Raw genomic sequence first — 13,097 nt, 5'->3', positions numbered from 1 at the left:
GTAAGTACAATTGTAATTAACGAAAGAGAAACAATGACTTCAATTAGCGTTAACCCCTTTTGTTTTTTTAATAGTTTAAAAATTTCTCATTCACCTCCAAATAATTATTATGTAAAATAAAGGTATAAAGGGGGTATAAAGAAATGGGTAAATATAACTATAAAAATAACATAGGTATGACATTAATTGAAGTACTAGCGACCATTGCTATCCTTTCAATTATTAGTTCTGTGATTTATGGTACTTTTATTTCAATAGAGAAAACAAAAAGTAAGACTTTTACTTCTGTCAATTTAAGGCAAGAATCTAACCTCATTATGGCTTATTTAAGAGACTTACATCAAGTAAAATATGCAACAACGCCACAATATTCTTTATCGCTACCTTCTTTACTATTAAGAAATGATATTCACTTCAAAGACATCTCGATTAAACCTGATAATCAAAGCAGAGCAGATCCTTATTGTAGTTATCATGAAGATGATGTGAAACCTCTTGAGGATTGCCTCATTTCTAGTGATGTAATTGATGTTCAATTCACTCTTGCAGGCGGAGAAGATACTTTCAGTGTTCATACTAAAATAAACAAACTGCTGTTAGGAGATAAAGAGGACGATTCTGGAAACGAGGGGAATCCCGGCGACGGAGGAGGGGGCGATGATAATGGCGAGGACCCTAATGAAGGAGAAAATTCTACTTGCTCTGACAGCTTCTATCAATGTATGATTGAAAGTCAACTATTTATCCATGGTTCCTCATTTGCCTTTCATGGTAACCGAATCAATGGTAGCGATGCAACCATATATATTGGGGATTCATTAAAAACTACCCACATTAATGGCGGGGCCTTAAGTAGTGTTTCTAATCTATTTATAGATGGAGATGTAAATTTACAAGGAGGTAGTGCAGGATTAGGATCAGCCTCAAAGCCAGGGCAAGTTTGTATTAACGGCGACTTTTCAGCCACAGGTGGACGTTCTATATATGGTCATACCGTTGTGAATGGAAGGGCCAATATTAAGGATACGACTTTTTATCAACCTCTAACCATAATGAAGGATGCAGTGTTACCTGGAGGAACATATAAAGATATCGTACATATTGGTGGTGACACTTACATCAAAGATGCTTACTTTGAGAAGGCGCTTTTTTCTCATCAAGACTTGACGGTTGATTGGACTCCATCCTTTTCTCCTTCCGCTTTAGCAACATATGTTGGAGAATTGTATCATCCGAATAATATAAATTTATCCGCTTATCAAAAAGGAACATCTTTAGAAAAGTTAACGAGTTGTAGCATCCCTTCTTACCCTCTTCTTAAAACCAAACCAGCAGGATGGTATGAAGCAAATGGCTATGGTTCCTCAGTAAAAAGTGAAAATATGAAATTATTTGGAGGAGATATTACCATTTCTCCATATCTTGACGAAAAATACCGTTATATAAACTCCTTTTCAAAAGCAGTAATTATTGCTACCGGTGATGTATATATCGGTTCACAAAGTCAATGGATTGAACGATTTAGCGGAGTCGTATTTGCTCCATATGGAAGTGTAACCTTTTATGGAGGAGAATTTAATGGTAGTATCATTGCTAAAAATGGCGTTTACCTTATGAGTGGGGGAACAACAGTGAACTATATCCCGATTAGTGATTTTTTTGCTCAAGAAAAGGATTTCCCTCTTGAATAAGACACATAATGATGCTCTATTCATGTTGGTCAACTAAAAAGTAAAGGGCGATTCTAAAAGCTATTTGACGCCCTTTACTTATACGGCTACGAGCAATATCCATCGTAACCAATCATTATTGATGAGCGAAAAAACGCTTTACTTCAGAAATAAAGTATAGGGAACCTGTAATCACTAAAACATCATTTTCACGCATCATTTCTTTCGTTTCTTTTATTGCTTCTTGCCAATCAGCTGTAACTAAATGATGATTCTTTTGACTGATTGCAGACAGTTCCTCAGCTTTTGCCGCACGAGGGAAATCAAAACCTACAAAAGTAATCGCTTTCGCACAATCCTCCATTCTTTGAATCATGCCTTGCAGTGGTTTGTCCTTTAATGCTGCAAAAATAAAATAAATATCACGATCGTGATAGCGCTTTTCTAATTCGTCACAAACAGCAGCCATTCCTTCTTCATTATGTGCTCCGTCTAAAATCGTTAGTGGGCCTGTTGCCACGCGCTCAAAACGACCGGGCCAATACGTTTTCTTCAAGCCTCTCCCTATGCTTTCTTCTGAAATCACAAAGGAAAAATATTGATTCAGAAAATCAATCGCCATCAACGCCAAGCTGGCATTTTCTACTTGATGAACACCTGGCATCGATATTTCTAAATAGTCTCTTTGACTAAATGTATTCTGAAAAGAAAAGGACTCACCTACTTCTGTCGATACGATATGCTCCGCTTGGAATTGCTTATTTGCTTGATAAAGTTTTGCATGTTTTTCTTTTGCTGTCTTTTCGATAACAGCCACTGCCTCATCTTGCTTAACACCAGTAATAATTGGTGTTCCAGGCTTTATAATCCCAGCTTTTTCAGAGGCAATCTTCTCAATCGTATCACCTAATATCGCTGTGTGATCAAGACCGATATTTGTAATGATAGATAATAGGGGATGAAGGACATTTGTTGAATCTAGTCTGCCACCTAATCCTACTTCAAACAAAGCAATATCAACCGGTTCAATATGGGCAAAATAATGAATCGCCATTGTTGTTATAATTTCAAATTCAGATGGCTCTCCTAGTTCTGATCCTTCGAGCTCTACTGCAAGTGGATAAATATCATTCACTAGCTGGACAATATCTTTATCAGAAATCGGCTTGCCGCCTAATGTAATCCGTTCATTGAATTGCTCTATATATGGAGAAGTAAATGTACCTACCATAATCCCTTCTGCTTCAAGGATTGAGTGGATATAAGCTAGTGTCGAACCTTTACCATTCGTTCCCCCTATATGTATAACCTTCAGTCTTCTTTCTGGATGATTCAACTTTTCCATCATCCATTCCATCCTTTGTAATCCTGGTTTGATCCCAAGACGAAGACGAGAATGAATCCAACCAATTGCTTCTTCATATGTTGTAAACATTTCTATCTGCCACCTTTATTAATATAACCATTATAAGAGGAGACGATATTTCGCCTCCTCTCCTATTATACCTTATTCACCTTTTAATTCGTTCATTCTTGCTTCAACTGCTGAACGTTTTTCGCTATAATCTTGTTCTTTCGCTTTTTCTTCAGCGATCACTTTTTCAGGTGCTTTCTTAATAAAACCTTCATTGCTTAATTTTTTCTGAACACGTTCTACTTCTTTATTTAACTTATCCCATTCTTTTTGTAAACGAGCAATTTCTTCATCAATATTAATTAAACCTGCTAATGGCAGAATAATTTCTGCTCCAGTAACAATCGCTGTCATCGCCTTATCAGGTGCTTTTGCATCAATCGCAATGGTTAATTGCTCAGGGTTACAGAAGCGTTCAATATAACCAACATTTTTACTTAAAACCTTCTGTACTTTTTCATCTTTTGTTTTGATGAGCATATCAATCTTCTTACTCAATGGTGTGTTTACCTCTGCACGAATATTACGTACAGAACGAATAATTTCTACAAGCAGTTTCATTTCTTCTGCTGCTGCCTTATCGGAAAGCTCTTCATTCACAGTCGGCCAAGAGGCAACTGTAATCGATTCTCCTTTATGAGGAAGGTTTTGCCAGATTTCCTCTGTAATAAACGGCATGAATGGATGCAATAATCTCATTGTTTGGTCTAGTACATAAGCGAGAACAGATCTTGTTGTCTGTTTAGCTGCTTCATCTTCACCGTATAATGGCAGTTTTGCCATTTCAATATACCAGTCACAGAAATCATCCCAAATGAAGTTATAGAGGATTCTGCCCACTTCACCAAACTCATAACGATCGGACAACCTTGTTACCGTTTCAATTGTTTCATTTAAGCGAGTTAAAATCCATTTATCTGCAACCGATTTTTCACCGGTTAAATCAATTTCATCATAAGTTAATCCATTCATGTTCATTAAGGCAAATCGAGAAGCGTTCCATATTTTATTGGCAAAATTCCACGTAGATTCTACTTTTTCAAAGCTGAAACGCAGATCCTGGCCTGGTGAGCTTCCTGTTGATAAGAAATAGCGCAAGGAGTCTGCACCGTATTTCTCAATTACATCCATTGGATCAACGCCATTACCTAGTGACTTACTCATCTTACGACCTTCCGCATCGCGAACCAATCCATGAATAAGTACATCTTTAAATGGACGACCACCAGTAAATTCAATACCTTGGAAAATCATTCTAGATACCCAGAAGAAAATGATATCATAGCCGGTTACTAACGCATCAGTCGGATAATAGCGTTTAAAATCAGCACTTTCTTCATTCGGCCAACCTAATGTGGAGAATGGCCATAACGCGGATGAAAACCATGTATCAAGCACATCTTCATCTTGTTTCCAGTTCTCACTATCACTCGGTGCTTCTGTTCCTACATATACTTCACCTGTTTCCTTATGATACCAAGCTGGGATGCGATGACCCCACCATAGTTGACGAGAAATACACCAATCACGAATATTTTCCATCCAGCGTAAATACGTATTTTCAAAACGATCTGGAACGAAGTTGACTTTATCTTCACCCTTTTGCAAATCAACCGACGCATCCGCAAGTGGTTGCATTTTTACAAACCATTGTGTAGATAAATAAGGTTCTACAACCGCCCCACTACGTTCTGAATGACCCACAGAATGAAGATGCTCTTCAATTTCAAAAAGAATACCTTCTTCTTGCAAATCTTTAACGATTTGTTTACGGCATTCAAAACGATCTAACCCTTGATATTTGCCAGCATTCTCATTCATTGACCCGTCTTCATTCATTACTAGAATTCTTGTTAAGTTATGACGATTACCAATTTCAAAGTCATTCGGGTCATGAGCTGGTGTAATTTTCACTGCTCCTGAACCAAATTCCATGTCAACATAATCATCTGCAACAATCGGAATTTCTCTTCCAGTTATAGGCAGTTTCACCGTTTTACCGATCAAATGTTGATAACGCTCATCTTTAGGGTGAACGGCAACCGCTGTATCACCTAACATCGTTTCAGGTCTTGTTGTCGCAATTTCAATATGGCCGCTACCATCTGTTAATGGATAGCGCATATGATAGAACGCACCTTGCACATCTTTATGGATAACTTCTATATCAGATAAAGCTGTTTTAGTAGAAGGGTCCCAGTTAATAATATACTCGCCTCTATAAATCAAGCCTTTATTATATAAAGCAACGAAGACTTCTTGTACAGCATCTGATAACCCTTCATCTAATGTAAAGCGTTCACGGTTATAATCTAGACCGAGACCAAGCTTAGACCATTGTTGTCTAATATGTCCTTTATATTCATTCGTCCATTTCCACGTTTCTTCTACAAAGGCTTCTCGACCTAAATCATAACGGCTTTTTCCTTCTTCACGAAGTTTTTGCTCAACCTTTGCTTGAGTAGCAATACCTGCATGGTCCATACCAGGTAACCACAGAACATCATAGCCTTGCATGCGCTTCATTCTCGTCAAAATATCTTGAAGCGTTGTATCCCATGCATGACCAAGATGCAATCTTCCCGTTACATTTGGTGGCGGTATCACAATAGTATAAGGTTTTTTCTCCGGATCATCTTTTGCCTCAAAATATTTTCCTTTTAACCACCAATCATAACGACCTTGTTCAATAGACTGAGGGTCATATTTTGTTGGCATCGTGATATTATTCTCTTCCATCGCCTATTCATCCTTTCTCACATTCGCTTATCGTTAACAATCAAACAAAAGCAAAATAAAAAACTCCACTCGTCACAAAAAGGACGAATGGAGTTGCTTCCGCGGTACCACCTTTTTTTCAATTACCATAAACTTTAGTAATTGACTCTCGAATGGATAACGGCGTTCCCGTCTTTCGCTAATAATAGAACCTACGTTCACGAAAGAAGCTCCAGGGCGACCTTCCAATGGGTTCGCTTAGAAAATCTCACAGCAATTGATTTTCCTCTCTTAAAGCAAAGCGCCAATGTACTCTTCCCTATCAAAGCTTTTCATTTGTTTGAATATAAAGTAATACTACCTAAAAACAGTCACTATAGTCAATAAGGATGACCAATTTTTTTTATTATATACATGATAATGAAAAAAGGGAACAAACCTTTAAAAAAATTGCTCATATTTTGAGCCTGCCTATGTATGAGGCAATTATGCGCGGGATGAGGATGCAAAAGAGAAATCCACAACCTAAATGTAAACTTTCGAGGAGAGGTAGAAAGGTATACTCTAAGATATAGACCTTGCTTTTACAGAGGGCGTTTAATTTTCATTTGGATTCTCTTAAAATGAATATAGGAGCCCAGTTTTTATCCATTTTGGGCTCCTTCTTGTTCTGCATTCGCTTTCTCAGCTGCTTCTTGTGCTTGTTTTTTCTGACGCTCAATTTCATCAATTCTCATGGCCACATATTCCGTATTTTTTAATAACCAAAATTGCCTTTGTATATGCTCTACATGCTTTCTTTCATTCTTTTTTGACTTACCATTATGATATTTTTCTGCTGCGCGAATGACAGGCCCTGGATGAGCAAAATAACTTTGAAATAACAGCATTTCATCTTCTCTAAACGGATAATGCTTAAAATAAGTGTAAATCCAATCGACAGCATCGTCGGCACGCTTTGGAAAGGTTTTTAAAGACCTTGATAAGAACGGAAGAAGATCATGCATAGGTGAACTTCTCTTCGCTTCTTCAAAATTCAAAAAATAGCCATATCCGCGCTCATCATACAAGAAATGTTCGGTAGAAATTTTTCCATGTATAACAGCTGTACGAACTTTTTCCTCTTCCTTCGTTTTTTCGTACCAATCCTTTAACTTCTTGGTTGAGAAAGTTAACGCTTGAGCGATATCATTATAATATTGTGTAAACATCAATTCATAAGGAGATAAATATTCCCTAGATTCACATGTTTCAATAAAACCATCCAAAAATTCACTCTGCTTTTCCCATTCTAGTAACGTATTTTCATAATGCTCTTCACGTTCTTCCTTAGAAACTTCCACTTCTTTCGTACTTAAGACATGCAAGCGAGCAAGTTCTCTAAACATTTGTTGATGCCGTTCAAATTGATCTTCTTTAATCTCATTAGGTAGCCAAGGCATTAAATAATACAGCTTTTGGTTGTGTAAAACGGCATACCTACCATCAACCGTCGGATAAATCGGGACGATCCGGTTGTACCCCATTTGGTATAATTGTTGAATATAACGTATGAAGTCCGCACCATGATTTGCTTTTATTTTTTTCAAAGAAAAAACACCTTTGCTAGAGTAAACTTTTTGAACGCTACCAAAACTTTCGATGAAATTAGGCTCAAGTGCATAGTGTTTTAAGATTGGACCATATTTTTTTAATCTATTTTCCTTTGCCACTTAGACCACTCTCTTTCCTCACTTACCTAAACTGTGTAAGTAAACAAGTGACACTGATAAAAATGCGAGCAGACCGATGGAGATCTGCTCATAATGTGCCCCCTTACCCGCTAGTTTGTAACAGCTACAGGGATATATAAAACTTGGCCTTCATGCACTTCTTGATTCAATTCTAGTTGATTGGCTCTCATTAATGTTTGTGGTGTCACATCATATCTTTCTGAAATAAGATCAATCGTATCATTAGGCTGGACAATACATACCTTAACCTTCGTCAATTGTTCTTCATCTTCTTTACGAGCAAAAAATTCCGTCAAACTCATGCTTTTCTTGCCTTTTACTTTTTTCTTTTGTGGTTTCACTTCTTCTGAAGAGGATTCAAGCTCATCTGTCACTTCTTCAAGCTCTTGAACTGGTTTTGTTTCTTCTACTTGCTTAACCTCAAAAATCTCTTCTGCTTCCTGCTTTTTCTCTTCATATCGATTAGCTATAAAAGAAACCTCTGGCATATCAATGGGTTCTTCTTCTTGAGGCTCAAGAATAGGTAAGGATCGATTTAATACCGGTTCTTCTTCAACCACTTCTGGCTCCTGCTTGGCTTCAGCAACAAACACATCTTCATCTTTTTCATTCTCCTCTGGTAGGGAGAAGTTAATTTCTGTTTGTTCTTCTTCACGACTGGTGTCTTCTTCTTCTTCTTCTTGATCCTGAACCGTTGAACGTTCTACCGTATCAAGCTCAAGCACGTTATTCTCATCCTCAGTATATGCCACATGCTGTTGGTCACCATACAAACCAGATATCGTCAAATTAGCATGGAGTTTCATGCAACTTCTTTCAGGAAACATATAATCAAATGACTCTACTTGGACATCAATATCATCCAATCTCTCAATACGGTTATTCGGGATCGTAATATCTACAGGAAAGTAGTGTGTAAACTCACATACCCCCTCTTCCCTTTCTTCCACAGATTGGATAAACCTTAATGTAGATGGCGGTTCATTCATACTGTCCTCGGTTGATTCATCACGATGATATTCGCCTGTTAGTTCTAGTGCACCTTGAATCGTTACATACTGCTCACTATCCTGAATCGTTATATTCGGATCAAGTGAAATCGAAAGTAATTGTGATACTTCCTGTCCTTTTTGAAACCAAACGGATTCCTCTAATGAAAACCGCAAGTTCGACGGATTTCCTTGAGACATATTCGACTCCTCCTCCCATATCATCAAAACAATAACATCTTTTCTCTTACACTTTATGAGGAGGAAAAGTGAATTATGATTACTTTACTTAGAAAGGAGCGCGTCTTCGATAGAATAACTATATTGTTAAAGAGAAATAGATTAATTTAGGGGTTGTGAATTTAAAATCTCACATCTTTCCCACTCTCCACTTTGACTATTTTTCGATGTGAGCCATTTCAATGCACCAAACTCTCTTTTTCTCATTCTGTCTACCGTTGCTCTTCTCTTTGCCCTACTCTCTAAAAGATTGACATCTTTCGATTGAGAATAAAAAAGCGAACAATTCCATTCCGGAATTTGTTCGCTAAAAACTTATTTCAATTTCGCAAATGCCTTTTCAGCTGCGGCAATTGTTTGATCAATATCTTCATCCGTTAATGCTGTAGACAGGAATAAACCTTCAAATTGTGATGGTGGAAGGAATACGCCTTGAAGTGCCATTTCACGATAATAAGAGGCAAAGAAGTCAAGATTAGACGTTCTCGCTTGATCATAATTAATGACATCTTCATTTGTAAAAAATAGACCAATCATCGATCCTGCCCGGTTAATTGTATGTGGAATCTCATATTTTTCTGCTGCTGTTCTCAAGCCTAATTCGAGTTTATCAGCTTTCTTAATAAAGTTAGCATACGTATCCGGTGTTAATTGACTTAATGTTGCATAACCTGCAGCCATCGCAAGCGGGTTACCTGATAATGTACCTGCCTGATAAATCGGGCCACTTGGTGCAACCTGCTCCATAATTTCTCGTTTACCACCGTAAGCACCAACAGGCAGTCCACCACCTATTACTTTTCCTAAGCAAGTTAAATCAGGTGTAACGCCGAAGAAACCTTGGGCACAGTTATAATCAACACGGAAACCTGTCATTACCTCATCAAAAATAAGAAGGGCACCGTATTCAGTTGTCACATCACGTAACCCTTGTAAAAATCCTTCTACTGGTGGAACAACTCCCATATTACCAGCAACAGGTTCAACAATGATGGCAGCGATATCTTCACCAAATTGTTCAAAAGCGTATTTCACACCTTCAAGATCATTGTATGGAACTGTAATCGTATTCTTTGCAATACCTTCAGGCACACCAGGACTATCAGGCAATCCAAGTGTAGCTACACCAGAACCGGCTTTAATTAAGAGAGAATCTCCATGACCGTGATAACAGCCTTCAAATTTAACTATTTTATTGCGTCCTGTGAAACCTCTAGCTAATCTTAATGCACTCATCGTTGCTTCTGTACCTGATGAAACCATACGAATCACATCAATTGAAGGAACACGATCGATGACGAGCTGTGCTAATTCATTTTCAATCAACGTTGGCGCCCCGAAACTTGTGCCATTTTCGGCAACTTCCTTCACCGCAGAAACAACTTTTTCATTAGCATGTCCTAAAATGAGTGGTCCCCATGAAAGGACATAATCAATATATTCATTACCATCAATATCATAGATTTTGGACCCTTGGCCCTTCTCCATAAAAATCGGATCCATATCAACCGATTTAAAAGCACGCACTGGGGAGTTTACTCCACCAGGCATCAATTTAACTGCTTCTTTAAATGCGGCTTGTGACTTTTCATATGAACGCATAAACATCCCTCTTTTCTTATTTGTGTGAGTTCATCCATTTGGCAGCATCTTTTGCATGATAAGTAATAATTAAATCACTACCAGCTCTTTTCATCCCTGTTAACATCTCAAGCACGATTCTTTCTTCGTCAATCCAGCCATTTTGTGCAGCGGCCTTTACCATCGAGTATTCGCCACTTACATTATAAGTAACAAGTGGTAAATTAATATTGTTTTTCACATCGCGAACAATATCAAGATAAGGCATCCCAGGCTTTACAATGAGGAAGTCTGCACCTTCCATTAAATCTGATTCTGCCTCTCTCATTGCTTCTAAGCGGTTTGCAGGGTCCATTTGGTATGATTTCCGATCACCAAATTGTGGTGTACTGCCAGCAGCATCCCTAAATGGTCCGTAAAAAGCAGACGCATATTTAACTGCATAAGACATAACAGGTATATGCTCAAAGCCTGCCTCATCAAGGCCCTCACGAATAGCGACTGTAAATCCATCCATCATATTAGAAGGAGCAATAATATCTGCGCCTGCTTTTGCTTGACTAATTGCTGTTTGCACAAGTAATTCTAATGAAGCGTCATTTAATATTTCGCCATTTTCAATCAAACCACAATGACCATGGTCAGTATACTCACAAAGACAAGTATCTGCAACGACCAAAATTTCTGGATACTTTTCCTTGATTAATCTTGTTGCTTCTTGGACAATTCCATGGTCATGATACGCCTGCGTACCACAAGCATCCTTTTCAAGAGGAACACCAAATAATAAAACAGATTGGATACCTAGAGATACAACCTCATCCATCTCTTCAGTTAAATGGTCTAATGATAAATTATAAATGCCTGGCATAGAAGGAATTTCTTTTTTTATGTCTTGTCCTTCTGCAACAAAAATTGGATAAATAAAATCCTCCACATGTAGATGTGTTTCTCTTACTAGATTGCGCATATTAGCTGTCCGACGTAAACGGCGATGACGATTAAATTGACTATCCATTTGTACTACCTCCAACTTGATTAAGAAATGACTTTTACTACTTCCTTAATTAAATGTTTAAATGTATATATAGTTGGTACAGCATGTACCTTCAAACCGTAAAATTCTGCTCTTTTTGCAGCTATTGGTCCTATACAACCGATGATACTCTTCCTTATTTGATTCTTCAAATCATGACGCTCTACGATTTCCATAAAATGATCAATCGTTGATGGGCTAGTAAATAATAGTATATCAATGCCCTCATTCAATAAACGACCCGTTAATAATTGTTTACTCTCATTAGGAAAAAAATTTTCATAAACGATTCGTTCAGTCACTCTATGCTTTGCTTCCATAAGCCTTTGCTTAATATAATCTCGGGCCAAGTTGCCCTTAGGCAAGAATATATTTTGTTCATCCCCTAAAATTGTTAAAAATTCAAGGGTAAATGTTTCAGCCACAAATTCCGTAGGTATGAAATCAGCTTTCAAGTCATATTGTGATAACTTTTCAGCTGTTTTCTTTCCTATAACGGCCAACTTCGGTAAGTTTGTCTTCTGTGACACATATGTAAAAAACACCTCAACTGACACACTGCTTGTAAAAATAATCCATTGATATTGTGTGAAATCAAGGTTTTTTAAAGAATGGGCTTCTGTTGTTTCTCTAAACGAAATTAATGGGATAATTACTGGATGTCCACCAAGGGATCTGACCAAATCACCACTAGCCTCCGATTGATCTTTACTTCGGGGAATAAGGACAGACATTCCATGTAGGGCACTGTCCTCATGAATCATCCTTCGTCTAACTCCTCTTTGACAGCATCAATTAAGGCTTTTGCACCTAATTCCGATAAGTTTTCTGCTACTTGATACCCTATTGTCTCAGGATCATCACCAACAGCCATATCTTTATAAATCGTACGGCCATCTGGAGAGCCAACTAAACCAGTCAAACTTACTTCTCCATTCTCAGTTAAACGGGCAAAGCCTGCAATCGGCACTTGGCAACCACCCTCCATTTTATGAAGAAATGCACGCTCGGCCAGCACTGTTCTTTTCGTTTCCTCACAAGTGAATGCATCTAAAAGCCTTCTTAGTTCATGATCATCTTCTCTACATTCAATAGAGAGTGCACCTTGACCAACAGCTGGTAAACAAATATCTGGATCAATAAATTCTGTAACGATCTCCTTCGTCCATCCCATTCTTGATAGGCCGGCAGCAGCAAGAATAATGGCATCATATTCTTCTGTTTCAAGTTTAGCAAGACGTGTATCAATATTCCCTCGAATCCATTTAATTTCCAAATCTGGTCTTTTAGCCAAAATTTGTGAACCTCTTCTTAAACTACTTGTCCCGACAATTGCACCTGGTTTTAAGTCAGCTAATTTCACATGGCCTTTGGAAATAAGTGCATCTCGATAGTCTTCTCTTTCCGGAATACAACCAATTGTCAATCCTTCAGGTAAGACAGCTGGCATGTCCTTCATACTATGTACAGCCATGTCAATTTCCTTATCTAACATCGCTTGTTCAATTTCTTTAACGAATAGGCCTTTTCCTCCTACCTTTGAAAGGGTAACATCCAGGATTTTATCTCCTTTTGTCACAATTTCTTTTACTTCAAAGTCAACTGCAGGATTCAAACGGCGTAACTGATCAATCACCCAATTTGTTTGTGTTAACGCAAGCTTACTTCTTCTTGAACCGACAATTATTTTTCTCATGACAGCCTCCCTATTCTTTA

General features: G+C 37.9%; 9 protein-coding genes, 1 pseudogene and 1 other annotated feature. Of the genes and pseudogenes, 1 reads left to right on the top strand and 9 read right to left on the bottom strand.

The genetic code is table 11. The features are described 5' to 3' along the window. Nucleotides 1-2: 2 nt before the first annotated feature. Nucleotides 3-83: pseudogene (locus LCM23_RS26150) on the bottom strand (prepilin-type N-terminal cleavage/methylation domain-containing protein); the annotation flags it as partial. Nucleotides 84-143: 60 nt separating this feature from the next. Here LCM23_RS26150 and LCM23_RS04250 point away from each other — a divergent pair. Further along, nucleotides 144-1,691: a PilW family protein gene (locus LCM23_RS04250; protein WP_224935837.1), complete on the top strand. Its 1,548-nt coding sequence runs from the start codon at nucleotides 144-146 to the stop codon at nucleotides 1,689-1,691. A 115-nt stretch (nucleotides 1,692-1,806) separates the two neighbouring features. On the opposite strand, the gene LCM23_RS04245 is transcribed toward LCM23_RS04250, so the two are convergent. The 8 genes from LCM23_RS04245 to hemC all read right to left on the bottom strand — a co-directional run bounded on the left by LCM23_RS04245 (nucleotide 1,807) and on the right by hemC (nucleotide 13,077). Continuing rightward, entirely contained in the window at nucleotides 1,807-3,105 is a 1,299-nt protein-coding gene (locus LCM23_RS04245) for a bifunctional folylpolyglutamate synthase/dihydrofolate synthase (protein ID WP_224935836.1), read from the bottom strand. 72 nt (nucleotides 3,106-3,177) lie between these two features. After that, the gene (locus tag LCM23_RS04240; RefSeq protein ID WP_224935835.1) at nucleotides 3,178-5,823 is read right to left on the bottom strand and encodes a valine--tRNA ligase; all 2,646 of its coding nucleotides are present in this window, start codon (nucleotides 5,821-5,823) and stop codon (nucleotides 3,178-3,180) included. A gap of 76 nt (nucleotides 5,824-5,899) precedes the next feature. Next, nucleotides 5,900-6,137 (bottom strand) — a binding site (T-box leader). Between the two features lie 309 nt (nucleotides 6,138-6,446). Beyond that, nucleotides 6,447-7,514 (bottom strand): spore coat protein YsxE, encoded by a 1,068-nt coding sequence (gene ysxE, locus LCM23_RS04235; RefSeq protein ID WP_224935834.1) that lies wholly within the window; start codon nucleotides 7,512-7,514, stop codon nucleotides 6,447-6,449. Between the two features lie 110 nt (nucleotides 7,515-7,624). Beyond that, complete coding sequence (gene spoVID, locus LCM23_RS04230) at nucleotides 7,625-8,725, bottom strand: stage VI sporulation protein D (protein ID WP_224935833.1); 1,101 nt, start codon at nucleotides 8,723-8,725, stop codon at nucleotides 7,625-7,627. Nucleotides 8,726-9,079: 354 nt separating this feature from the next. Next, on the bottom strand, nucleotides 9,080-10,366 hold the full coding sequence (hemL, locus tag LCM23_RS04225) for a glutamate-1-semialdehyde 2,1-aminomutase (protein ID WP_224935832.1): 1,287 nt from the start codon (nucleotides 10,364-10,366) through the stop codon (nucleotides 9,080-9,082). Between the two features lie 16 nt (nucleotides 10,367-10,382). After that, entirely contained in the window at nucleotides 10,383-11,363 is a 981-nt protein-coding gene (gene hemB, locus LCM23_RS04220; protein ID WP_224935831.1) for a porphobilinogen synthase, read from the bottom strand. Nucleotides 11,364-11,383: 20 nt separating this feature from the next. Continuing rightward, a complete protein-coding gene (locus LCM23_RS04215; RefSeq protein WP_224935830.1) occupies nucleotides 11,384-12,145 on the bottom strand; it encodes a uroporphyrinogen-III synthase in 762 nt (253 codons plus the stop codon). Beyond that, nucleotides 12,142-13,077 (bottom strand): hydroxymethylbilane synthase, encoded by a 936-nt coding sequence (gene hemC, locus LCM23_RS04210; protein ID WP_224935829.1) that lies wholly within the window; start codon nucleotides 13,075-13,077, stop codon nucleotides 12,142-12,144. The genes LCM23_RS04215 and hemC overlap by 4 nt, the downstream gene beginning before the upstream one ends. Nucleotides 13,078-13,097 lie beyond the last annotated feature (20 nt).

The sequence above is a fragment of the Cytobacillus kochii genome (assembly GCF_020171845.1).
GTDB lineage: Bacteria > Bacillota > Bacilli > Bacillales > Cytobacillaceae > Cytobacillus > Cytobacillus kochii.
This window is presented reverse-complemented; position numbering and strand designations above follow the sequence as displayed.